This is a genomic window from Shimia sp., assembly GCF_965227725.1.
In the GTDB taxonomy this organism is placed as follows: domain Bacteria; phylum Pseudomonadota; class Alphaproteobacteria; order Rhodobacterales; family Rhodobacteraceae; genus Shimia.
This window is the reverse complement of record NZ_CBDDGH010000006.1, coordinates 633,682-655,440: the sequence shown is the minus strand read 5'-3', so window position 1 is coordinate 655,440 and position 21,759 is coordinate 633,682. Positions and strand designations below refer to the sequence as shown.

22 protein-coding genes are annotated in these 21,759 nt (G+C 59.6%); 10 read left to right on the top strand and 12 right to left on the bottom strand.

The window, feature by feature from the left end; translation table 11 throughout:
• Positions 1 to 70: 70 nt before the first annotated feature.
• From ACO07T_RS20760 to ACO07T_RS20740, 5 genes are read left to right on the top strand one after another with little or no spacing between them, the layout of a single operon-like run.
• Positions 71 to 487, top strand: coding sequence for an acyl-CoA thioesterase (locus ACO07T_RS20760; RefSeq protein WP_422050974.1), 417 nt, complete (start codon positions 71 to 73; stop codon positions 485 to 487).
• On the top strand, positions 484 to 1,536 hold the full coding sequence (locus tag ACO07T_RS20755; RefSeq protein WP_422050973.1) for a pyridoxal-phosphate dependent enzyme: 1,053 nt from the start codon (positions 484 to 486) through the stop codon (positions 1,534 to 1,536). The genes ACO07T_RS20760 and ACO07T_RS20755 overlap by 4 nt, the downstream gene beginning before the upstream one ends.
• On the top strand, positions 1,529 to 2,698 hold the full coding sequence (locus tag ACO07T_RS20750; RefSeq protein ID WP_422050972.1) for a M24 family metallopeptidase: 1,170 nt from the start codon (positions 1,529 to 1,531) through the stop codon (positions 2,696 to 2,698). Before ACO07T_RS20755 ends, ACO07T_RS20750 begins: the two co-directional genes overlap by 8 nt.
• Positions 2,699 to 2,702: 4 nt before the next feature.
• Positions 2,703 to 3,479 carry a maleate cis-trans isomerase family protein gene (locus tag ACO07T_RS20745; RefSeq protein WP_422050971.1) on the top strand — a complete coding sequence of 259 codons (777 nt, stop codon included), beginning with the start codon at positions 2,703 to 2,705 and terminating at the stop codon, positions 3,477 to 3,479.
• 57 nt (positions 3,480 to 3,536) lie between these two features.
• A complete protein-coding gene (locus ACO07T_RS20740) occupies positions 3,537 to 4,487 on the top strand; it encodes an NAD(P)-dependent oxidoreductase (protein WP_422050970.1) in 951 nt (316 codons plus the stop codon).
• Between the two features lie 31 nt (positions 4,488 to 4,518).
• Here the strand turns inward: ACO07T_RS20740 and ACO07T_RS20735 are convergent, their stop codons facing one another.
• From ACO07T_RS20735 to ACO07T_RS20720, 4 genes are all read right to left on the bottom strand, one after another.
• Positions 4,519 to 4,902 (bottom strand): cupin domain-containing protein, encoded by a 384-nt coding sequence (locus ACO07T_RS20735; protein WP_422050969.1) that lies wholly within the window; start codon positions 4,900 to 4,902, stop codon positions 4,519 to 4,521.
• 306 nt (positions 4,903 to 5,208) lie between these two features.
• Entirely contained in the window at positions 5,209 to 6,123 is a 915-nt protein-coding gene (locus tag ACO07T_RS20730) for a tyrosine recombinase XerC (protein ID WP_422050968.1), read from the bottom strand.
• Positions 6,120 to 6,830 carry a DUF484 family protein gene (locus ACO07T_RS20725; protein ID WP_209065367.1) on the bottom strand — a complete coding sequence of 237 codons (711 nt, stop codon included), beginning with the start codon at positions 6,828 to 6,830 and terminating at the stop codon, positions 6,120 to 6,122. Before ACO07T_RS20725 ends, ACO07T_RS20730 begins: the two co-directional genes overlap by 4 nt.
• Before the next feature lie 137 nt (positions 6,831 to 6,967).
• Positions 6,968 to 8,596 (bottom strand): AMP-binding protein, encoded by a 1,629-nt coding sequence (locus ACO07T_RS20720; protein WP_422050967.1) that lies wholly within the window; start codon positions 8,594 to 8,596, stop codon positions 6,968 to 6,970.
• Positions 8,597 to 8,917: 321 nt separating this feature from the next.
• Between ACO07T_RS20720 and ACO07T_RS20715 the strand changes: the two genes are divergently transcribed.
• On the top strand, positions 8,918 to 9,625 hold the full coding sequence (locus ACO07T_RS20715) for a Hint domain-containing protein (RefSeq protein WP_422050966.1): 708 nt from the start codon (positions 8,918 to 8,920) through the stop codon (positions 9,623 to 9,625).
• A 91-nt stretch (positions 9,626 to 9,716) separates the two neighbouring features.
• On the opposite strand, the gene ACO07T_RS20710 is transcribed toward ACO07T_RS20715, so the two are convergent.
• The 7 genes from ACO07T_RS20710 to ACO07T_RS20680 form a co-directional block, all read right to left on the bottom strand.
• Entirely contained in the window at positions 9,717 to 11,915 is a 2,199-nt protein-coding gene (locus ACO07T_RS20710; RefSeq protein WP_422050965.1) for a 3-hydroxyacyl-CoA dehydrogenase NAD-binding domain-containing protein, read from the bottom strand.
• Between the two features lie 24 nt (positions 11,916 to 11,939).
• On the bottom strand, positions 11,940 to 13,151 hold the full coding sequence (locus ACO07T_RS20705) for an acetyl-CoA C-acetyltransferase (protein WP_209065363.1): 1,212 nt from the start codon (positions 13,149 to 13,151) through the stop codon (positions 11,940 to 11,942).
• A gap of 24 nt (positions 13,152 to 13,175) precedes the next feature.
• A complete protein-coding gene (locus ACO07T_RS20700) occupies positions 13,176 to 13,814 on the bottom strand; it encodes a glutathione S-transferase family protein (protein WP_422050964.1) in 639 nt (212 codons plus the stop codon).
• Between the two features lie 205 nt (positions 13,815 to 14,019).
• Complete coding sequence (locus ACO07T_RS20695) at positions 14,020 to 14,232, bottom strand: hypothetical protein (protein ID WP_209080043.1); 213 nt, start codon at positions 14,230 to 14,232, stop codon at positions 14,020 to 14,022.
• 65 nt (positions 14,233 to 14,297) lie between these two features.
• Positions 14,298 to 16,073 (bottom strand): acyl-CoA dehydrogenase C-terminal domain-containing protein, encoded by a 1,776-nt coding sequence (locus ACO07T_RS20690; RefSeq protein ID WP_422050963.1) that lies wholly within the window; start codon positions 16,071 to 16,073, stop codon positions 14,298 to 14,300.
• A gap of 48 nt (positions 16,074 to 16,121) precedes the next feature.
• Positions 16,122 to 16,523 carry a MerR family transcriptional regulator gene (locus ACO07T_RS20685; RefSeq protein ID WP_209065359.1) on the bottom strand — a complete coding sequence of 134 codons (402 nt, stop codon included), beginning with the start codon at positions 16,521 to 16,523 and terminating at the stop codon, positions 16,122 to 16,124.
• Between the two features lie 324 nt (positions 16,524 to 16,847).
• Positions 16,848 to 17,228 (bottom strand): MerR family transcriptional regulator, encoded by a 381-nt coding sequence (locus ACO07T_RS20680; RefSeq protein ID WP_209065358.1) that lies wholly within the window; start codon positions 17,226 to 17,228, stop codon positions 16,848 to 16,850.
• A gap of 118 nt (positions 17,229 to 17,346) precedes the next feature.
• Between ACO07T_RS20680 and ACO07T_RS20675 the strand changes: the two genes are divergently transcribed.
• From ACO07T_RS20675 to ACO07T_RS20660, 4 genes are all read left to right on the top strand, one after another.
• On the top strand, positions 17,347 to 17,769 hold the full coding sequence (locus ACO07T_RS20675; RefSeq protein ID WP_209065357.1) for a PaaI family thioesterase: 423 nt from the start codon (positions 17,347 to 17,349) through the stop codon (positions 17,767 to 17,769).
• On the top strand, positions 17,769 to 18,278 hold the full coding sequence (locus tag ACO07T_RS20670; protein ID WP_422050962.1) for a PaaI family thioesterase: 510 nt from the start codon (positions 17,769 to 17,771) through the stop codon (positions 18,276 to 18,278). Before ACO07T_RS20675 ends, ACO07T_RS20670 begins: the two co-directional genes overlap by 1 nt.
• A complete protein-coding gene (locus tag ACO07T_RS20665) occupies positions 18,271 to 19,605 on the top strand; it encodes an MATE family efflux transporter (RefSeq protein WP_422050961.1) in 1,335 nt (444 codons plus the stop codon). Before ACO07T_RS20670 ends, ACO07T_RS20665 begins: the two co-directional genes overlap by 8 nt.
• A gap of 154 nt (positions 19,606 to 19,759) precedes the next feature.
• The gene (locus ACO07T_RS20660; protein ID WP_422050960.1) at positions 19,760 to 20,923 is read left to right on the top strand and encodes an isovaleryl-CoA dehydrogenase; all 1,164 of its coding nucleotides are present in this window, start codon (positions 19,760 to 19,762) and stop codon (positions 20,921 to 20,923) included.
• Positions 20,924 to 21,030: 107 nt separating this feature from the next.
• Here the strand turns inward: ACO07T_RS20660 and ACO07T_RS20655 are convergent, their stop codons facing one another.
• The gene (locus ACO07T_RS20655; protein WP_422050959.1) at positions 21,031 to 21,642 is read right to left on the bottom strand and encodes an OmpW/AlkL family protein; all 612 of its coding nucleotides are present in this window, start codon (positions 21,640 to 21,642) and stop codon (positions 21,031 to 21,033) included.
• Positions 21,643 to 21,759 lie beyond the last annotated feature (117 nt).

The window sequence follows — 21,759 nt, the reverse complement described above, 5'->3', positions numbered from 1 at the left end:
AGCAAGCATTGCCATTCCTGCCCGCGGCACCCAATCTGGCCGATGAACTGGCCACAATCGGAACCACCCCATGCGCTTCACTCATGAGCACCACCACCACGTTGTCTTTGGCGATTGCGATCCGGCGGGCATCGTCTACTACCCCAATATCTACCGGTGGATGGACGGCACCTTTCAGCGGTTTCTGCAAGCCTATGGCGGCCACGCGCAGGTCTGTGCGCACCTCGGGGCCAAGGGTCTTGGCCTCATGGAAACCCAAGCCAAATACCGCCGCCCGCTCAGGGATGGCGATCTGCTGACCATCCGCATGGAAATCACCGATTGGGCCGCCAAATCTTACCGTCTGTCCCATCTCGGATATGTCGGAGAGGATCTCGCCTTTGAGGGCACCGAAGTGCGCGCGTTGTTTGAAATGCGCGATGGCCGGATGCGGGCAGGGGAGGTGGCACGTCTGAAATCCCTTTTGGAAAGTCCCCCAATACCATGACCGACACCCTAGCCAACCCGTTTCGCAGCCAAGGCCTCCCGACCCGCCAGTCTGACACGCTCCCGAGCCGGGATGCCGCAGCGGTGGCCAAGCTGCTCGCGCTTTGTCCGGCCCACGCCGAAACCCCGCTGCGCGACATGGCCGATCTTGCTGCCAAGCTTGGGGTGGCGCGCTTCCACATCAAAGACGAGCGCAGCCGCATGGGCCTTGGCTCCTTCAAAGCGCTCGGCGCGGCCTACGCCATCGCCCACGACGCGGCCCGCACAGACCCGTCCGACTGGTCCCACGCCCTGACGGGCCGCACCTATGTCACCGCTTCGGCGGGCAATCACGGCATGTCGGTCGCGGCGGGCGCGCGCATCTTCGGGGCCAAGGCGGTGATCTACCTCGCCCACACAGTCCCCGCCGCCTTTGGCGCACGCCTTGAGGCACAGGGAGCGGAGGTTGCTTGGGCAGGTGATGATTATGAGGCCAGCATGGCCGCCGCCGAAGCCGCCGCAAAGGCCAACGGCTGGACGCTGCTGTCTGATAGCACATGGATGGGCAATGAGGCGTCGGGCTACCGCGTCATGGAGGGTTATCTGCAAATGGCCTCGGAAGCCGCCGCCCAAATTCCCGCGCCGCCCACACATATCTTTCTGCAGGCCGGTGTTGGCGGCCTCGCCGCCGCCGTCGCCGCCTTCGCCCGCGCCACTTGGGGTGACGCGCCGCAGATCACCGTGGTGGAACCCGAGGCCGCCCCCGCTCTGATCGAATCCATCCGCGCAGGCCAGCTTGTGGACACCACCGGTCCGGTTTCCGATATGGGCCGCCTCGATTGCAAAACCGCCTCCATGGTGGCGCTCAACGGGCTGGCGGTGGATGCCGACAGCTTCGTGACCATTTCTGAAGAAGAGGCTCGCAATGCGGTGGATATCCTCAAAGCCCACGGCATCGCCAGCACCCCCTCTGGTGTGGCCGGTGTCGCTGCCGCGCTGCTCAAGCGCCCGCGCCTTGGCGTAGACGCCCGCATCCTCACCATTGTCAGCGAAGGCCCGGAAGATGTCTGAGCCGATGCCCGCCCGCGGTTTCCCTCCTGCAGAGTTCGCGGCCCGCATCTCCCGCCTGCAAACCGCTATGGCCCGCGCAGGCCAATCCGCCCTGCTGCTCACCTCTGCCGCCGAAATCTTCTACACCACGGGTTTTCTCACCCGCTTCTGGGAAAGCCCCGCCCGCCCGTGGTTTGTCCTCATCCCCGCCACCGGCACCCCCATCGCCGTGATCCCCGCCATCGGCGCAGACCTCATGAGCAAAACCTGGATCACCGACATCCGCACTTGGGACGCCCCCTTTCCCGGCGATGATGGCCTCAGCCTGCTCAGCGACACCCTTGCCGAGATCGTCCCTGAAACGGGTAGCATCGGCCTGCCCATGGGCCTTGAAACCCAGCTGCGCATGCCGCTGGCCGACTATCATCACCTCACGCAAACCCTCGCGCCCCGTCGCTTTGTCGACGCCACCGACACCGTCCAGCGCACCCGCGAAATCAAATCAGAGGCCGAGATCGCCAAAATCCGCGCCACCTGCGGGGTGGCCGACCGCGCTTTTGCCCGCATCGCGGAATACGCCGCCGAAGGCCGCACCCATGCGCAGGTCTTCCGCGATTTCCAGCGCGTGCTGCTGGAGGAAGGCGCCGATTGGGTCAGCTACACCGCTGGCGGCGCAGGGCAGGGCGGCTACGGCGATGTCATCTCCCCTGCTGGCGATCAGCACCTCACCGCTGGCGACATCCTCATGCTCGACACCGGCGCAGTGCTGGATGGCTACTTCTGCGATTTTGACCGCAACTTCGCCATCACCCGCGCCGATGAGGCCGCCAAACGCGCCTACGATCAACTCTACCAAGCCACCGATCATGTGCTTACCACCGTGCGTCCCGGCCACCGCGCCTGTGACGTGCACGCCATGTTTGTCGACAGCCTTACCGCTCAAGGCGCCACCCCCGGCGGCGGGCGGCTCGGCCATGGCCTTGGCATCACGCTCACCGAATGGCCCAGCTTCACCCCGCATGACACCACAGAGCTGCGCACCGGTATGGTGCTCACGCTGGAGCCGGGCGTGGAGATCGCCCCGGGCCGTTTTCAGGTGCACGAAGAAAACATCGTCCTGCGCGAGGATGGTTGCGCGCTCCTCTCCACCCGCGCCCCCGCCGCCCTCCCGATCCTGAGGTAACCCTATGGACACCATCCCCTTCACGCTCGGCACACCCGCCTCTGGTCACCACACACTGGGCCTCATCGTGCTCAAGTTTGACGAAACGCTGGAGCAGGATTTCCGCCGCCTCTTCCCCTCCCGCGACCTCGCGCTTTACACCTCCCGCGTGCCATCCGGGGCCGAAGTCACCACCGACACCCTGCAGGAAATGTCCCAAACCCTGCCTGCGAGTGCGGCGCTCTTTCCACCCGCCGCCCGCTTTGATGTGGTTGGCTACGGCTGCACCTCCGGCACCACCATGATCGGAGCCGCCAAAGTCGCCGCGCTTGTTGAACAGGGCGTAAGCACCCCCGCCGTGACCGATCCGCTCACCGCGGCCATCGCCGCCTGCCGTACGCTCAACATCACGCGCCTCGGCATGGTCACGCCCTATGTGGCAGAGGTCTCCCTCCCCGTGCAGCGCGCCTTTGAGGCCGCAGGCATTTCGGTGCCTGCGCTGGTGTCTTTTGGCGAGGCAGGGGAGGAAAACGTCGCCCGTATCACCGCAGAGTCTGTCAAATCCGCCGCCCTCAAGGTTGGGCAACAGGCGGTTGATGCCGTCTTTCTCAGCTGCACCAACCTACAGACGCTGGATGTGGTCGCCGATCTTGAGGCCACGCTCACCAAACCAGTTCTCAGCTCCAATTCGGTGCTGGCCTGGCATATGGCGCAGCTCTCCGGCGCGCCGCTTTCGCCGGAGGCACCGGGGCAGCTCTTTGCCCATAGATCAGCCAAAAACGCCACAAATGTCGCTCCTTGACCTGATCTGCTGACACCCCCCGCACAGGCTGGGGGCAATCAAAATGCGGGAGAGATCATGAAAATCGGCTTCATCGGATTGGGCAATGTGGGCGGTAAACTCAGCGGCAGCCTGCTTAGAAATGGCAAAGAGCTTTATGTCCATGATCTGAACGTCGATCTTGTGGCGAACAAACTGGCCGACGGGGCCAAGGCGGTCTCCGGCCCGGCAGAGCTGATGCGTCTCTGTGATGTGGTCATCACCTGCCTGCCGTCCCCCGCCGCCTCAGATGCGGTGATGCAGGAGATGCTGCCGGAGGTGCGTCCCGGCAAAATCTGGATGGAAATGTCCACCACCGATGAAGCCGAGGCCAAGCGCCTTGGCGCGCTTGTCATCGCCGCAGGCGGCGCGGCGGTGGATTGCCCGGTGTCGGGCGGATGCCACCGCGCGGATACCGGCAATATTTCCATCTTCGCAGGCTGTGAGCGCGCCACCTTTGAGCGCATCCTGCCGCTGCTGACCACCATGGGCCGGCGCGTGCTGCACACGGGCGATCTCGGCTCGGCCTCCGTGCTCAAAGTGGTCACCAATTACCTCGCCACCGCGCATCTCGTGGCCAGTGCCGAGGCGCTCACCACCTGCGCCGCTGCCGGTATGGATCTCAACACCGCCTATGAGGCGATCAAGATCAGCTCCGGCAATTCCTTCAGCCATGAAACCGAAAGTCAGGTCATCCTCAACGGCTCCCGCGACATCTCTTTCACCATGGATCTGGTCAAAAAGGACATTGGCCTGTTTCAAGATGTGGCCGACCGTGCTGGCGTGCCGCTGGAGCTCAACCCGCTGATGATCTCGATGTTTGACGACGCCATCGCGCGCTTTGGAGAAAGAGAGCTCAGCCCCAACATCATCAAGCGGCTGGAGGAGGTCACCGGGCTTTCCGTGTTGGCCCCCGGCTTCCCGCCTGAGATGGTGGATGATGAACCCGAAGAGCCCGGCTATGAAGTTGTGCCGCAAGGGCGCGGCTGAGGCTGGCCGGTTGGGGCGTGTGAGCGGTTGGCTAGACGGTTGGCGCCCATGCCCCGTCAACGTGAGAGGCTTCCTGATCACCCGGCCATGGCGGCATGGTGATGCATATGAATGTCAGCGGCACCTCGCCGGTGCATCGGTACTGAAACGCGGTTCCCACCGGAATATCAATCGACACACCGGGCGCGAGGGAGGTGACTCTTTCCTCGCTCTCGTCACGCCGCCAGATCTCCCCTTCTCCTTCCAGAACGTACCAAAACTCGCTGACGCTCCGATGAACGGTTGCTCTGTTGATCTGGCCCGGGGGAACGCTGCTGTGGATCATATTCCCCGTGGTGCCATCCATAATGAAACGAATGTCGGCACCGGCGGGCGATTTGGCATCCGGCACCTCCGGCAGGACGGTTTCTTTCATATGTCAGCTCCTTGAGCATCTGGCACCAATGGCAAAATACGGGCGCAGCATCGCCCAGTCTTCTCATTCCCTCAATATCCCGGGGGTGAGCCGCGTCTCAAAAACTGTCCGGTGGACAGTTTTAGCGGCGAACGGGAGGAGCCCCACGCAGCTTGCTGCGGTGGAGGGGCTGGCCCCTCAACCCCCTGCGATGTCGCCCGGTTAACCATTTTAGGCCCCGATTTTCGCACCTCCGCGATACAGCCGCGATACAGACGCAATACCGACGTTCAAAACAGGCGATTTTCGCCGTTAACCTTTTGACGCTCACGCCTTCGGATGGGTGGCGTTATAGACTTCCATAAGACGTGCCGCATCGACCTGCGTGTAGGTCTGCGTGGTCGCAAGAGAGGCATGTCCCAACAGCTCCTGAATGGCGCGCAAATCACCACCGGCGCTCAGCAGATGGGTGGCAAAACTGTGCCGCATCGCATGGGGGGTGGCGGTCGCGGGCAGGCCCAGCTGTTGCCGTGTCTTCTGCATGGTCATCTGCACGATCCGTGCACTCAAAGGGCCGCCACGCACGCCGCGAAACAACGGTGCATCCCGGCTAAGATCATGCGGGCAAAGGGAAATATAATGGTCAACCGACACCCGCGCCGCGTCCAGCACGGGCACGATCCGCTCCTTGCCGCCTTTACCGAGAATGCGCAATGTGCTGGGCAGAGGGGCATCTGCGCCGGTCAGGCTCAGCGCCTCTGAAATCCGCAGGCCACAGCCATAGAGCAGGGTGATCACCGCGGTATCGCGCGCGCCGACCCAGTCGTCTTTGGATTGTAGTTCAACGGTTTCAAGCACTTGCTTGGCCGCATCCTCAGACAGCGGGCGCGGCAGCTTGGCGTTGAATTTGGGCGCTCGGGTGGCCAGAACTGCGGTTGGATCACAGCCTTCCCGCTCTGCAAGCCAGCGGAAAAAACTCTTTACTGCCGAGAGCTTACGCGCCAGAGAGCGCGGCGCAATTCCGGTTTTTCGCGCGTTCGCCATCCAGCTGCGCATGTCCTGCACAGACACCTGCATCAAAGGCGCAAGCCCCTGCGGTTCGCCCTTATGCAGGGTCAGAAAGCTCATGAATTCAATAAGATCGCGCTCATAGGCGGCGATGGTGTTGTTTGAGGCCGCCTCCAATGCGGCCTTATGGGCCAGAAAGCGCGTGATCGCGTCAGACGCTGCGGCGCTGATCACGCCAGCCAGCGGCGCATGGCGCGCTCAAAGACACCGGCAAAAAACGCCAGCAAATCAGTGCCTTGTTGCGGGGTGAACTGATGCGGATCTTCCGCGCCCATCACCAGCAGCCCGGGCAGGCGGCCCTTGCCAAAATCCAGTTTCAGACAGGCTTCCGAGCGGATCCAGTCGCTGTCCTCGCCATAGACCTCCGTACGCACGCCCTGCACCTGGCGCAACGTGACCTGTCGTTGTGGTATGTTGCGCCCGCCGGTCAGGTAATCCTCGACAAACCCGGGAGCCGCTGTTGACAGCACATCACCAAGCCGCGCCAGAGCGTTGTCACCTTCGGTTTCCTGCTCGGTTTCCAGCACCAGCCGGATCGCGTCCACACGCAGAATATCTGCCACTTCGCCGCCAAGATCATGGAGGAACCGTTCAAATTCCACCGGATCCAGCATCCGCAGGATCGCACGATGCACCTGATTGGTGCCCGCCAGATTGTCATAAGCCGCCGCAATCACGCTGCGGTGGGTGTCCTCCAACCGGTCCAGACGCGCCTCGAGACGCTCCATGGCAATGCCACGCAGGTCGACAATATTGCCGCCCATGGTCTTTTCATTTGCCGCGATCAACGCGCGCATCAGATCGCGATCTTCAAGGATCACATCCGGCTGCGAGATGATTTTCTCACGCAACCCGTCTTCAATCTTAGGAGTGCTGCTCATATCGGTGCCATTTACGGTCGTTGCCCAGAGTCTACCAGAGCGTTCTGCCAAATGCCTCAACTTTTTGCGCCAATCCGCCGAAGGGGGGCTATTGGCGCAAAAATGTTTCGAGCGGCACCTCAGTGGGGCAGGAGGCCCTAAAGCGACTTAGCCTGCTCCCGCAGCGCAAATTTTTGGATTTTGCCGGTCGAGGTCTTCGGCAATTCGCCAAACACAACTTTCTTTGGCGTCTTAAAGCCCGCCAGATGCTCACGGGCAAAGGCGATCACCTCCGCTTCTTCCGCATCCGCGCCTTCCAACAGTTCGACAAAGGCACAGGGCACCTCTCCCCATTTCTCGTCAGGCTTGGCCACCACAGCCGCCAGGCTGACCGAAGGATGATGCATCAGCGTCGCTTCCACTTCGACAGAGCTGATGTTTTCACCGCCGGAGATGATGATGTCCTTGGCGCGATCCGTGATCTGGATGTAGCTGTCCGGGTGCTGCACCGCGATATCGCCAGAGTGGAAATAGCCACCGGCAAAGGCTTCTCGGGTCGCCTCTGGGTTCTTCAGATAGCCCTTCATAACCGCGTTGCCACGGATCATGATCTCGCCATCCGAGACGCTATCCATCTCAATTTGTTCCAGTTTTTCGTTGGTGACAGTCACCTCTTCGATGAAAGGCATCGTCACACCCTGCCGTGCTTTGATCGCAGCGCGCTCTGCTGTGTCCAAACCGTCCCAACGGGTGTCGTCCCACAGGCATTCGGTGACAGGGCCATAAACTTCGGTCAGCCCATAGATCTGGGTCACGTTGAACCCCATGGGCTCAAACTTGGCCAAGATGGCCGGGGCAGGTGGCGCGCCTGCGGTGAAGACTTCGACCACATGATCAAAGCTGCGGCGCTCTTCCTCCGGGGCGTTCACCATCATATTGAGGACAATCGGCGCGCCTCCCATATGGGTCACGCCCTCATCGGCGATGGCATCAAAGATCGGCTTTGCGGCCACGTCGCGACAGCAGATCAGCGTGCCTCCCATCATGGGCATCAGCCATGTGTGGCACCAGCCGTTGCAATGAAACAGCGGCACCACCATCAGATACACAGGGTAGAGCGTCATCTGCCAGCTCAGAACCTGCCCCATCGCATTCAGATAAGCGCCGCGATGGTGGTACACCACGCCCTTCGGCTGCCCTGTGGTGCCGGAGGTGTAGTTCAGCGCGATGCTCTCCCACTCATCCTGCGGCATGATCCAGTCAAACGCCGGATCTCCGGACGCCAGCAGCGCCTCATAGGTCATGTATTTGCCGCTCGCCGGGAAGCCTGCGGCGTCATCTGGCACCTCGACAATCGTTGGGCCATCGCCGCCCATCTCTGCAATGGCGGCCTCTGCAAGCGCCACAAAAGCGCTGTCCACGAGCACAACCTTCGCTTCGCCGTGCCCAAAGATATAGGCCACCGTATGCACATCGAGCCGGATGTTGATGGCATTGAGCACTGCACCGCAGGCAGGCACACCAAAATGCGCCTCAGCGGCTGCGCGAACGTTGGGCAACAGCGTGGCGACTACATCGCCTGAGGCCACACCCAGTTTGGCAAGGCCGGAGGCCAGCCGCGTGCAGCTTTCGTGGTAGTCTTTGTAGGTCAGACGGGTGTCGCCACTCACCATCGCAATGCGGTTGGGAAACACCGTCGCCGCGCGTCTCAGTCCTGAAAGCGGTGTGAGCGGCACAAAATTTGCAGCGCATTTTTCCAAGCCAGTTTCATCGGCCATCCAACCCATCGACGCATCCTCCCTGTCGTCCACCGTTTCAGCGGTGTGTTTTTTGGTCTCCGAATAGAAACCCGTTAACCGCATCTCGATCAAGAAACTTTGGCGTCCGGGCGGCACTGAGTGTGATTCAGCGGAGCGTCAAATTCCGCTTTTGACGCGGCAGATTTGCGGCGCGGCACCATTTCGCCGCCATCGTTCGGACGTGATTTATAATAAGTTTGGAATGAATGATATTTAAGCAACTGAGATTGTTCACTCTTTTTCAACACTGACACAAAACAATCGCATTTGGGGCGCATTGCTTCCTCAGTGGGGGCGTGCAGTGGATTTATGGAAAGCGTTGGGGACTTTACGGTGCCGATGGAACATCCGGTGGGATCAATTCGTGATAAGGCGATCAAGGCCTTGGCTGCGCGCAAACAGGCTGCGGGGATACGGCCCGTTCTGATCACGGCAGGCTGTGGGTTTGTGCAGGGCACGCGGGTGGCCACACCCGGCGGGTGGGCAACGGTCGAAAGCCTGAGCGTGGGTGACGAGGTGCTCACCTTTGACGCCGGATTTCAGCGTATTATGGCGATGTCATCTGATCTGATCCTGTCGCCTGAGCAGCTGACGCCCAACAAGCTGCGGCCTTTGCTGGTGCCCAAGGGCACTTTGGACAACCGTCAGGACATGATCGTGCAGCCGCATCAGGGCGTCTTGATTGAAAGCCCAACTGTGCGCGACAAATGGGGTGATCCTTTTGCGGTTATCCCCGGCGCTGCGCTGGAGATTTTTGAGGGCGTTTCCCGGCTTGAGCCCGCTGATGAGTTGCGAGCCTATCTGCCCGCTTTTGCCGAAGATCAGATGGTGTTTGTCAACGGCGGTGCCCTGTTGTTTTCCCAATCTATCTGGGGTGTGCGGGCGGGTGTGCAGCCCCGCTTTGGCCGCGCGGCCAATTACAACCTGATGCCGGTCTTTGAGGCCAAGGCGCTTTTGCAAAGCGGGTCGGTTCAGGCCGTCTATGGCAACCCGGAAGAGCTGCGCCGCGCCGCGTAATTGCGCCGCACGGCACTTTCTAAATACCGTCTTTCACAACAAAAAAGCGCCCGCCAAAAGGCGAGCGCTTCTTGTCATTTGTCTGCGATGATTACGCAGCCGCTTTTGCTTCCGGGCCAAAGCGACCGTAGAAGGTTTCACCCTTCTCTGCCATTTCACGCAGCAGTGGCGGGCAGGAGAAGCGCTCGCCATACTTCGCGGTCAGCTGATCACAGCGCTCTGCCGCCCAGGCTGCGCCCACGATGTCGAGCCAGCTGAACGGGCCACCGGACCAAGGCATGAAGCCCCAGCCAAGGATCGCGCCCACGTCACCTTCACGGATGTCTTCCAGAACACCCGCTTCCAGAGAGCGCACAGCTTCCAGAACCTGAGGGAACAGCAGGCGGTGCTGCACGTCGATCAGCTCTGGCTGTTCTTCCAGAAGAGGGAACTTCTCGTTGAAGCCTTCCCAGTAATCCAGACGCTTGCCTTTTTCGTCATAGTCAAAGAAGCCAGCCTTCGCCTTACGGCCCAGACGGCCTTCTTCCACCATCCAGAAGGTCACATCGTCAGCGACAGACTTCGGATAGGCATCGCCCATCGCAGCCATGGTGGCCTTGGCGATTTTTGCACCCAGATCCAAAGAGGTTTCATCCACCAGCTGGATCGGACCAACCGGGAAGCCAAGCAGCTGTGCCGCGTGGTCCAGAAGTGGACGGGACACACCTTCGCCAGCCATCATCGTGCCTTCGTTGATGTAAGGGATGATGCAGCGGTTGGCATAGAAGAAGCGCTCGTCGTTCACAACGATCGGGGTCTTCTTGATCTGACGCACATAGTCGAGCGCCTTGGCAACGGCACGTGGGCCGGTTTCTTTGCCTTTGATGATCTCAACCAGCGCCATCCGCTCCACAGGAGAGAAGAAGTGGATGCCGATGAACTGATCTTTGCGCACGGATGCCTCGGCCAGACCGGTGATCGGCAAGGTGGAGGTGTTGGAGGCAAAGATCGCGTCCTCAGGGATGATCGCCTCGACCTTTTTGGTCATCTCGGCTTTTACGCCCACGTCTTCAAAGACCGCTTCGATGATCAGATCCACGTCAGAGAGGGTGTTGAGATCGGTGGTCGCAGTGATCTGCCCCAGCACGGCCTCTTTCTTCTCTGCGGTGATCTTGCCGCGCTTGATGCCCTTGTCGAGGAACGTCTCAGAGTAGGATTTGCCGCGGTCCGCCGCCTCTTGCGAGGTGTCGATCAGCACCACTTCGATGCCGGCCTGCGCCGACACCAGCGCGATGCCCGCACCCATCATGCCTGCACCCAGAACGCCGACTTTCTTGACGGTCTGATCTGCAACGTCAGGACGGTTGGCGCCCTTTTCCAGCGCTTCCTTGTTGATGAACAGGGATTGGATCATCGCAGAGGAAGACGGGTTCATCAGCACGTTTACAAACCAGCGCGCTTCGATCTTCAGGGCGGTGTCAAATGGCACCTGTGCGCCTTCATAGATCGCAGACAGCATGGCTTTGGCGGCCGGGTACACGCCCCAGGTGTTGCCGTTGACCATGGCAGATGCGCCCGCAAAGGTCATGAAGCCTGCTGGGTGATAAGGCTCGCCACTCGGCATTTTGTAGCCTTTGGTGTCCCAAGGCTTCACGATGTCCGCGTCGGTTGCGTTCAGCACCCATTCGGTTGCCGCGGCCACTGGATCGTCCACCACTTCGTGGATGATGCCCGCTGCTTTGGCTTTCTTGGGGTCGACCAGCTTGCCTTGCAGCAAGAAGGGGGAAGCCGCCATTGCGCCCATCATACGGATAAAGCGGGTGGTGCCGCCCATGCCCGGGAAAATGCCAACCATGATTTCCGGCAGACCAATTTTGGCCTTCGGGTTGTCAGCCGCAAAAATGCGGTGTGTGGCCAGCGGGATTTCCAGACCAATGCCAAGCGCGGTGCCGGGCAGGGCGGTTGCAATTGGCTTGCCGCCTTTGTTGGTCTTCGGATCCATACCCGCGCGCTCGATTTTGCGCAGGTATTTGTGGCCGGTCATGGTGAAGTCAAACAGCGCCTGCGCTGGCTCATCGCCGGCGTCCGCACGGATGGTGCCCAGCACGTTCAGGTCCATGCCACCCGCAAAGGTGCTCTTGCCAGAGGTGATCACGGCGCCTTTGATGTCGTCGTTGGACAGCACTTCATCAATCAGCGCGTCCAGCTCACCAAAGGAGTCACGGCGCAGGACGTTCATGGATTTGTCAGCCACGTCCCAGGTGATGATGGCGACACCGTTGTCGCCGACGTTCATTGTGAAATCAGTCATGTCTCTTATCCTGTTGTCGGCGGATTACACGCGTTCGATGATGGTGGCTGCACCCATGCCGGAGGCGATGCAGAGCGTGGCGAGGCCAACTTCTTTGTCCTGACGCTCCAGTTCGTCGAGCAGCGTGCCGATGATGATCGCGCCGGTCGCACCCAGCGGGTGACCCATCGCGATGGAACCGCCGTTTACGTTCACCAGCTCTGGATCCACGTCGAAGGCCTGCTGGAAGCGCAGCACAACGGATGCGAAGGCTTCGTTGACTTCAAACAGGTCGAAGTCGCTGATTTGCATGCCGGAATCCTTCAGGATTTTCTGGGTGGCAGGCACCGGGCCGGTCAGCATGATGGTTGGGTCCAGACCGATTTTTGCGGTCTGTTTGATCACAGCGCGCGGCTTGATGCCGTATTTCTCGCCGAATTCTTTGTTGCCCACCAGAACACCAGCAGCCCCGTCCACGATGCCGGAGCTGTTGCCCGCGTGGTGGATGTGGTTGATCTTGTTCAGGTGCGGGTACTTCATGATCGCGAGCTTATCAAAGCCCGGCATCACTTCGCCTTGCTCTTTGAAGGCTGGCTTCAGGCCGCCGAGGGACTGCATGTCGGTGCCCGGACGCATGTATTCGTCGCGGTCAAGAATGGTCAGCCCGTTGATGTCTTTGACGGCCACGATGGATTTGTCAAAACGGCCTTCATCCCAGGCCTGCGCGGCGCGGCGCTGAGATTCCATCGCCAGCTGGTCCGCCTGCTCACGGGTGAAGCCGTATTCGGTAGCGATGATGTCCGCAGAGATGCCCTGAGGTACAAAGTAGGTGTTCATCGCCACGGATGGATCCACGGCAATCGCAGCACCGTCAGAGCCCATTGGCACGCGGCCCATCATCTCCACACCACCAGCGATATAGGCTTCGCCTGCGCCGCCTTTGATCTGGTTGGCGGCGAGGTTCACAGCTTCCATGCCGGATGCGCAGAAGCGGTTGATCGCCAGACCGGGGATGATCTCATCCAGTTCAGACGCCAGAACCGCGGTACGGGCCAGACAGCCGCCCTGTTCCTTCACCTGGGTCACGTTGCCCCAGATCACATCCTCGACCGCGTGGCCTTCGAGGTTGTTGCGGGATTTCAGGTTGTTGAGCACGGTGGTTGAGAGGGCAACGGAAGTCACCTCATGCAGGCTGCCGTCTTTGCGGCCCTTGCCGCGCGGGGTGCGCACGGCGTCATAGATATAGGCTTCGGTCATTTTGGTCTCCTATGTCAGGCGAAATCAGGCTCGGTCGCTTGGGCGGCCGGGCATCAGGTCGTAGGGATGTTTCCATCCCGGTGTTTCAGAAATATTGGTCAGCCAACGGTCCATATTGGGCCAGTCGGCGCGATCAAACCCGAAGTTCTCCGGGTAAAACAGATAGCCGCAGCAGGTCATGTCGGCATTGGTCAGGCTGTCGCCGACGATCCAGTCGCGTCCCTCAAGATGTGTGTTGAGCACATCATAGGCGCCGGTCAGGCGGCTTTGATTGAAGGCGATCACTTCTTTGGGCTGCTTGTCCGCCGGGATCAGGTGCATCAGGAAACGGGTCACTCCGGCCACAGCGCTGAGCTTGTGGTTGTCCCAGAACTGCCAGCGCAGGATCTCGCGGCGTTCCGTAGCGTTCTGGCCGCCATGTTTGCCTGATTTTTCAGAGATATAGTCCTGTATAACCGCAGATTGCGTGAGCGTGGTGTCTCCATCCACCAGCACAGGCGCTTCGCCCATCTCGTTCACATTGGCGCGGAAGTCCTCGCCGCGTGTTTCTCCTGCGAAGAAGTCGACTTTCACCGGCTCCCAGGCAAGGCCCGATAGCTCTAGCGCCAGCGCGGCCTTGTAGGAATGCCCGGATTCCCCGAAGCAATAGAGTTTGATCGTCATGCCGTCCTCCCCTTGGCATATCGTGAATTGGGGGTTTCACACCCCCAAACCCCCGTGGAGTATTTTGGGCAGAATGAAGGGGAGCGCTTAAGCTGCCTGCGGGGTGGACCCACTACTTCATTCTGCCAAAAATACTCTCGCCGAAGGCCTCCTTCGGCTTGGCTTGATGACGATGCTTGCAGAAGATGCGCTACAGTTGCTCCCATCACCGTTTTCTCGCATCCAAAGTTGCATTGAACTGGCGCAAGCGATGCGCCAGCTGATCGGTGTCTGTGACCGCGTCGAAATTTTCAAACAGAAAGGACAGTGCCTCGCCTTCATCCAATCCCGCTTCTGCCGCAAAGCTCTTGAGCTTGCGGTAGCCATCCTCGGTCATGGCGACCGGGAAGCGGCGGGTCAGGCGAAAACGTTTGGGCATCTGTTCTCCTTGGAGACGCCAGTTACTGAAGCAGCGGGCGGGGAAGACCCCGCCCAACCAGTGCATCAGAAGTTTTCGGCCGCCAGCGCCATGACGGTGTCACCGCCGGACTGGATGCGGGCCAGATGCATACCGGTCGCAGGCAGACGACGTGCCATGTAGTAGCGGCCGGTGGCAAGCTTGGTTTCATAAAACGCTGCGTCGCCTTCGCCCGCAGCCAGCGCCGCATTGGCCGCTTTTGCCATCTGCGCCCACATCAGGCCGAGGCAAACATGACCAAAAAGATGCATGAAGTCATTGGAGCCGGAGAGCGCATCGTTGGGGTTCTTCATGCCCGTTTGCATGAAGTACATGCCAGCGGCCTGAAGATCCTTAGAAGCGGCTTTCAGCGGCTCGATGAAGTCTTTCAGTGCTTCGTCTTCGCCATTTTCCTTGCAGAAGTTTTTGACGATTTCAAAGAAGGCCATCACGTGCTTGCCGCCATCAACAGCCAGTTTGCGGCCCACAAGATCCAGCGCCTGAACACCGTTTGCGCCTTCATAGATCATGGCGATACGGGCATCACGGGTGAACTGGCTCATGCCCCATTCTTCGATGTAGCCGTGACCACCGTAGACCTGCTGTGCCTTGACGGTCATGTCGTAGCCTTCATCGGTCAGGAAGCCTTTGATGACAGGGGTCAGCAGGGAAATCAGGCCATCTGCGTCCTTGTCATTGCTGCGGTGTGCCTGGTCGATCATGGTGGCGCCCCAAAGGATGAACGCGCGCGCGCCTTCCACGAAGGATTTCTGATCCATCAGGGAGCGGCGGATGTCTGGGTGCACGATCAGCGGATCGGCTGGGCCATCCGGGTTTTTCGCGCCGGTCACATCACGGCCCTGCAGACGGTCTTTGGCATAGATCAGAGCGTTCTGATACGCGGCTTCCGCCTGTGCCAGACCCTGCATGCCCACGCCAAGACGCGCTTCGTTCATCATAGTGAACATGGCACGCATGCCTTTGTTCAGGTCCCCAATCAGGTAACCTTCGGCTTCGTCATAGTTCAGCACACAGGTGGAGTTGCCGTGGATGCCCATCTTCTCTTCGATGCTGCCCACGGACACGCCATTGCGCGCGCCGATGTTGCCTTCGTCGTCCACAAGGAACTTTGGCACGATGAAGAGCGACACACCTTTGATGCCTTCAGGGCCACCAGGCACTTTGGCCAGCACGAGGTGCACGATGTTGTCGGCCATGTCGTGATCGCCAGCAGAGATAAAGATCTTCTGACCGGAGATTTTGTAGGTACCGTTGTCCTGTGGTTCCGCCTTGGTGCGCATCAGGCCCAGATCGGTGCCGCAATGTGGCTCGGTCAGGTTCATGGTGCCGGTCCACTCACAGGAGACCATCTTGGGCAGCCATTTGTTCTTCTGCTCATCGGTGCCGTGGGCAAGGATCGCCGCCGCGGCGCCGTGGGTCAGGCCCTGATACATGGTGAAGGCTTGGTTGGAAGCCGAGAACATCTCGCCAACCGCGGTGCCCAGAACATATGGCATGTTCTGCCCACCGTATTCTTCTGGCATATCAAGGCCGGTCCAACCGCCTTCTTTGACCTGCTCAAACGCATCCTTGAAGCCGGTCGGCGTGTAGACAACGCCGTTTTCCAGACGGCAGCCTTCATGGTCGCCCACAACGTTCAGTGGCGCCAGCACTTCGCCGGTCAGTTTGCCTGCTTCTTCCAGTACAGCGCTGGTGAAGTCAGCTTCCAGCTCGTTGTAGCCGGGGATGTCGGAACCGGAGACATTTAAAACGTTGTGAAGAACAAACTGAAGGTCTTTCACGGGTGCGGTATATGTTGGCATTGGGCTCTTCCCTTTGGGTGATCCGATACGGAGGTCTTGGCGGCGCGCTTACTGCGCAGCGTCTTTATGTGTGTCGAGGTCAGCGAGAAATCTCTCGCCCCATTTCAATTGCTCACGCAAATCGTCGATGGCTTCGGTGAGCTCATCACGCTGTTCTTCCATGTCCTGCAGGCGCTGCTGAGCCACTTCATACGTGCGCTGCAGTTGGGTCGCTTGCTGGTCTCCCATGTCATAGAGATCCAGAAGTTGGCGGATCTCCTCGAGGGAAAAACCAAAGCGTTTGCCCCGCAGGATCAGCTTCAGGCGTGCGCGGTCACGTTTGGTGAACAGACGTTTCTGGCCTTCTCGAATTGGGAACAACAGTTCCTTGGCTTCGTAAAAGCGCAGAGTGCGAGGCGTCACGTCAAAGGCGTCACACATCTCGCGGATGGTCATCGTTTCTTCGCTCATAATTGCGTCCTTTCTTGAAGGAAGTTGAGGAACAAAATGGGCTTCGGGAATGGCGATACTATACCACTTGACGTTAACGTAAGTAAGACGTCACGTCATAAATTAAAGTGACGTTAGATCATTTCAGATTTCACGATTTGGTGCGCGCGCGTGGCATCCGATCCGCTCGATTTTGCTCAGGGCGCCGGGTTTTGCGTTGATATTGTGAGCAATTCACATGATCGGCCACACAGGCGATTGAACGCACGTGCCCAAAAATAAAAGGGCCGCGCGAGTTGCGCAGCCCAAATCATCATGCAGCATGGAGGGGCTAGGCGTCGCGCCTTAACCGTTATCTTTCACAAGAAAAGCGGCGGTCTCATCGCGCAGTTCTTTGAGTTCACGCATCGCCTCTTCCAACGCAAGGCGCTGTTCTTCCAGCTCTGCATACTGGCGGTCCGCCATGTCCACAAAAGCCTGCATCTGCGCCGATGTGCCCTCATGTTCGTAGATCAGAAGCCACTGGCGGATGTCTTCCAATTTGATTCCAAATCGACGGCCACGCATGATCAAAGTCATCCGGGCGACCTCTTTGGGGCCGAAGAAGCGGCTGCGACCGGAGCGCTCAGGATGCAGTAGTTCAATATACTCGTAATATCGAAGCGTGCGCGGGGTCACATCGAACTTGGTGCACATTTCTTTGAAAGATAGGCGAGTATCAGTCATTGGCGTGGTCTCCTTGCGACCGCAAACTTAGTTTGCATCTGCAGCGAGAGCAACCGCCCCCTTGCGGCTGATTGAATTTGGCGCTCATAAATAGTCCGATGATTGCGGGAGGCGGAGCATGAACTCACAAAAGGCAAAGATGGCGGAGCATTTCATAAATGCGATTCCCCATTGTAAAGCGCTCAATATGAAGCTCACGGACATCGGAGATGGCAAAGCGTCCATGGAGTTGCCCTATGATTCCAAAATCGTAGGCGATCCTGAAACGGGCGTTTTGCATGGCGGCGCCGTTTCTGCGCTGATGGACACCTGCTGCGGTGCAGCGGCGATGTGTCACCCGTCTTCGCCCTCCGGCACAGCCACCATTGATCTGCGCATCGACTACATGCGCGCCGCAACTCCAGGGCAAACAATCCGCACCACGGCGGAGTGCTACCGCATAACGCGCTCGGTCGCCTTTGTGCGCGCGACCGCGACGGATGACGATACAGACCGCCCGGTGGCCACGGCCACTGGTGCCTTTACAGTGGAGCGTAAATGATGGCACGCACACGACCGGAACCGGTTCAGGTGGTAAAGCAACGCCGTGATGCAGCGCTGAGTGCGCTGGTGCATGGCGTGCCCTATATCAATTTTCTCGGCATCGAATTTGAGCGCCGCGGCGATGAGCTCACCGCGATTTTGCCGTTTGACGACAAGCTGATCGGCAATCCGCTACTGCCGGCGATCCATGGTGGCGTCACAGCGGGGTTTCTTGAAACCACAGCCGTGATTGGGCTGGCGTGGTCGGGCCTCTGGGATGACATCGAAAGCGGGCGGATCACCATGGAAGGCCTCACGGAGGGCCATCTGCCGCGCATGCCAAAAACCATTGATTTCACGGTGGATTATCTTCGTTCTGGTTTGCCACGTGATGCCTATGCGCGGGCGCGGGTGAACAGGTCAGGTCGGCGCTATGCCTCCGTGCATGTCGAAGCCTGGCAGGATCAGCGCGACGTGCTCTTTGCGCAGGCCACGGGGCACTTTCTGATGCCTCAGCGGGATGACTGACAGCGCGCCGTCTGCGGGTGGGGTGGGTGAAATCACCCATCGCCGCATTCTGCACACGGCGCTGCCGATTGTTCTGTCCAATGCCACCGTGCCGATCCTTGGAGCGGTCGACACCGGGGTCGTAGGACAGTTGGGGGAGGCTGCGCCCATCGGTGCGGTCGGGATCGGCGCGATCATTCTGGCGGGTCTCTACTGGATCTTTGGGTTTCTGCGGATGGGCACAACAGGCCTGACCGCCAAGGCGATCGGGGCCGGGCGGCAGGGCGAGGTGGCTGCGATGCTCACCCGCGCCGTGATGATCGGTCTTGCGGGTGGCCTGTTGGTGATTGCTGGGCAGGTCTGGCTGTTCCGCGCCGCGTTCTGGCTTTCTCCGGCTTCGCCGGAGGTTGAGGGGCTTGCCCAGCAATACCTGCAAATCCGCGTCTGGTCGGCGCCGGCCGCGATCGCAATCTACGGGCTGACCGGATGGCTGATCGCGCATGAGCGGACCAAGGCTGTTCTGGCGATCCAGCTCTGGATGAACGGGCTTAATATACTGCTCGATCTGTGGTTCGTGCTGGGGCTTGGCTGGGGTGTTGGCGGCGTGGCCACCGCCACGGTGATCGCCGAGGTCACGGGCGCCATGCTGGCGGTGTGGTTGTGTCGGGATGTGTTCCTCAATCCGGCCTGGAAAGAACGCGCACGCATCTTTGACGCCGCCGCTTTGCGTGAAATGGCCACGGTCAACCGGGACATCCTGCTGCGTTCTTTGCTGCTGCAGGGCATTTTCATGTCCTTTCTCTTTCTAGGGGCGGACTTCGGCGATGTGACCTTGGCGGCCAATCAGGTGCTTTTGCAGTTTCTGGAGATCACGGCCTACGCGCTGGACGGGTTCGCCTTTTCCGTGGAGGCGCTGGTCGGACAGGCCTTCGGGGCAAAAGACCGGCACACCCTGCGCAGAGCCTCTGTGATGTCGAGTCTTTGGGGCGTGGTCTGCGTGATCCTTCTGTCGCTCATGTTTGCGCTCACCGGCGGATGGATCATTGATGTGATGACGACCTCGCCAGAAGTGCGCGCTGAGGCGCGTATCTATCTCCCTTGGATGGCATTGGCACCCACACTTGGGGTGGCGGCTTGGATGCTCGATGGGATCTTCATCGGCGCTACGCAAACCCGTGAAATGCGCAATATGATGTTCATCTCGGCATTGGTGTATCTCGGTGCGGTGCTGGTGCTTTTGCCGGGTTTTGCAAACCATGGGCTGTGGCTTGCGCTGTTGATCAGCTTTGTGGCGCGGGGCGTCACCTTGGGGCTGCGCTATCCCGCGCTTGAGGCCAAAGCGGTCTGAAGTCTCTGATTTCATTGTAACAAAACCGCGACGCGCGTTCGGTTGTTCGGACGCGCCTTGCCGCGTTTTGCATGTGTTTTCGAAACCCCCTTGATCCGCTCGGCGAGTCGACGTAATTATATGAACAAGTGTTCAATAATGGGAGGAGGGGCTCATGTTCACGCACACAATGAATTTTGATCTGGGCGAGGACATCAACGCATTGCGCGAGATGGTGCACCGCTTCGCGCAAGAGCGCATCAAGCCTATGGCTGCCGAGATTGATCAGAAGAACGAATTCCCAAATGAGCTTTGGAAAGAGTTTGGCGAGCTTGGTCTGCTGGGCGTCACCGTGCCGGAGGCCTACGGCGGTGCAGAGATGTCCTATCTGGCCCATGTGATCGTGGTGGAGGAGCTGGCCCGCGCAAGCGCATCGGTGTCGCTGTCCTACGGCGCGCATTCCAACCTCTGCGTCAACCAGATCAAGCTTAACGGCACGGAAGAGCAGAAGCAGAAATATCTGCCGCGCCTGATTTCCGGCGAACATATTGGGGCGCTGGCGATGTCTGAGCCCTCCGCCGGTTCTGATGTGGTGTCCATGAAGCTACGCGCTGAGAAGCGCAATGACCGCTACATCCTGAACGGCAACAAATATTGGATCACCAACGGGCCGGATGCCGACACGCTTGTGGTCTATGCCAAAACCGATCCGGACGCCGGGCCGCGCGGCATCACCGCCTTTCTCATCGAGAAAGAGATGAAGGGGTTCTCCACCAGCCCGCATTTTGACAAGCTTGGCATGCGTGGTTCCAACACCGCTGAGCTGATTTTTGAAGACTGCGAAGTGCCGTTTGAAAATGTGCTGGGCGAAGAGGGCAAAGGCGTTGCGGTCCTGATGTCTGGATTGGATTATGAACGTGTGGTGCTTGCGGGCATCGGCACGGGCATCATGGCGGCCTGTCTGGATGAGGTCATGCCCTACATGGTGGAGCGCAAGCAATTTGGCACCTCTATCGGGAACTTCCAGCTGATGCAGGGCAAGATCGCGGATATGTACACCGCGATGAACTCGGCGCGCGCCTATGTCTATGAGTGCGCGAAAGCCTGTGATCAGGGGCGCATCACCCGTCAGGATGCAGCGGCGTGCTGCCTTTATGCCTCAGAGGTTGCCATGACACAGGCGCATCAGGCTGTGCAGGCCTTTGGCGGCGCAGGGTATCTGTCTGACAATCCGGTGGGGCGCATTTTCCGCGATGCCAAGCTGATGGAAATCGGCGCAGGCACCAGCGAAATCCGCCGTATGCTGATCGGCCGCGAACTCATGACTGCAATGAGCTGATGGTCAGGCGCGCTGCACATCGGGGTCCGCGCAACGCAAAAGGGCGAACAACCGTTCGCCCTTCGCCAAGCTCTATGCGTCGCTCTGCATGGCGGAGCGCGCAGGGTTTAGAAGCGGTGCACGTAGCTTGCGGAGACCACAATCGGGTCGATTTCCGCTTTGCCGATAGCAGTGCCGTTAAGCGTGACATCGGAATCGATGTCGATCCAGCGCACATTGAAACGCACAGCGCCGCGATCAGAAACCGCATAGTCGACACCTGCGTTCAGCGCGAGGCCCCAGCTGTCATCCAGCTCGAGAGTGCCAAGCGCGGACTCTTCTTCAAAGAAGGTCGTGTAGTTGATACCCACGCCGAAGAACGGAGTGAATTTGCTGTTGGTCGGAATGTGGTAATTCACGGACAGGGTGGGTGGCAGCTGCTTAACTTTACCCGCGGTTGCGCCGCTCGCAAGCGTAACGGTGTGAGAGAAAGGCGTCGCCGCCAGCAGCTCAATACCGATATTGTCACGGATGAAGTACTCAGCGGTGAAGACAGGGCGTGTGTTGCTGTCGATGCTGGAGTCAGAAGTCTCGCCGGCCAGCAGGCCGTTGCCGGATTTCGGGTTCACATTGCCAACACCAACGCCCACGGTCCAATCACCTTGGGATTGTGCAAAAGCAGGCGCAGAAAATGCGGCCAGAGCGGCTGTCAGAGCCAGCGTGGAAGTCATACGTTTCATGGAGGATCTCATTTCATAGTCGTTATGAGGGGTTATGTGCGCAATGTGACCGACTCGCCGCACCGCCGCACTGATCTAAATCAAATCCGCGTGAACAGTTGGCGCGGTCTACCTAAG

Excerpts from the sequence above, each read along its gene's own strand:
- ACO07T_RS20760 (WP_422050974.1), top strand. The coding sequence starts at position 71 with ATGCGCTTCACTCATGAGCACCACCACCACGTTGTCTTTGGCGATTGC.
- ACO07T_RS20755 (WP_422050973.1), top strand. The coding sequence starts at position 484 with ATGACCGACACCCTAGCCAACCCGTTTCGCAGCCAAGGCCTCCCGACC.
- ACO07T_RS20750 (WP_422050972.1), top strand. The coding sequence starts at position 1,529 with ATGTCTGAGCCGATGCCCGCCCGCGGTTTCCCTCCTGCAGAGTTCGCG.
- ACO07T_RS20745 (WP_422050971.1), top strand. The coding sequence starts at position 2,703 with ATGGACACCATCCCCTTCACGCTCGGCACACCCGCCTCTGGTCACCAC.
- ACO07T_RS20740 (WP_422050970.1), top strand. The coding sequence starts at position 3,537 with ATGAAAATCGGCTTCATCGGATTGGGCAATGTGGGCGGTAAACTCAGC.
- ACO07T_RS20735 (WP_422050969.1), bottom strand. The coding sequence starts at position 4,902 with ATGAAAGAAACCGTCCTGCCGGAGGTGCCGGATGCCAAATCGCCCGCC.
- ACO07T_RS20725 (WP_209065367.1), bottom strand. The coding sequence starts at position 6,830 with ATGAGCAGCACTCCTAAGATTGAAGACGGGTTGCGTGAGAAAATCATC.
- ACO07T_RS20720 (WP_422050967.1), bottom strand. The coding sequence starts at position 8,596 with ATGGGTTGGATGGCCGATGAAACTGGCTTGGAAAAATGCGCTGCAAAT.
- ACO07T_RS20715 (WP_422050966.1), top strand. The coding sequence starts at position 8,918 with ATGGAAAGCGTTGGGGACTTTACGGTGCCGATGGAACATCCGGTGGGA.
- ACO07T_RS20710 (WP_422050965.1), bottom strand. The coding sequence starts at position 11,915 with ATGACTGATTTCACAATGAACGTCGGCGACAACGGTGTCGCCATCATC.
- ACO07T_RS20705 (WP_209065363.1), bottom strand. The coding sequence starts at position 13,151 with ATGACCGAAGCCTATATCTATGACGCCGTGCGCACCCCGCGCGGCAAG.
- ACO07T_RS20700 (WP_422050964.1), bottom strand. The coding sequence starts at position 13,814 with ATGACGATCAAACTCTATTGCTTCGGGGAATCCGGGCATTCCTACAAG.
- ACO07T_RS20695 (WP_209080043.1), bottom strand. The coding sequence starts at position 14,232 with ATGCCCAAACGTTTTCGCCTGACCCGCCGCTTCCCGGTCGCCATGACC.
- ACO07T_RS20690 (WP_422050963.1), bottom strand. The coding sequence starts at position 16,073 with ATGCCAACATATACCGCACCCGTGAAAGACCTTCAGTTTGTTCTTCAC.
- ACO07T_RS20685 (WP_209065359.1), bottom strand. The coding sequence starts at position 16,523 with ATGAGCGAAGAAACGATGACCATCCGCGAGATGTGTGACGCCTTTGAC.
- ACO07T_RS20680 (WP_209065358.1), bottom strand. The coding sequence starts at position 17,228 with ATGACTGATACTCGCCTATCTTTCAAAGAAATGTGCACCAAGTTCGAT.
- ACO07T_RS20675 (WP_209065357.1), top strand. The coding sequence starts at position 17,347 with ATGAACTCACAAAAGGCAAAGATGGCGGAGCATTTCATAAATGCGATT.
- ACO07T_RS20670 (WP_422050962.1), top strand. The coding sequence starts at position 17,769 with ATGGCACGCACACGACCGGAACCGGTTCAGGTGGTAAAGCAACGCCGT.
- ACO07T_RS20665 (WP_422050961.1), top strand. The coding sequence starts at position 18,271 with ATGACTGACAGCGCGCCGTCTGCGGGTGGGGTGGGTGAAATCACCCAT.
- ACO07T_RS20660 (WP_422050960.1), top strand. The coding sequence starts at position 19,760 with ATGTTCACGCACACAATGAATTTTGATCTGGGCGAGGACATCAACGCA.
- ACO07T_RS20655 (WP_422050959.1), bottom strand. The coding sequence starts at position 21,642 with ATGAAACGTATGACTTCCACGCTGGCTCTGACAGCCGCTCTGGCCGCA.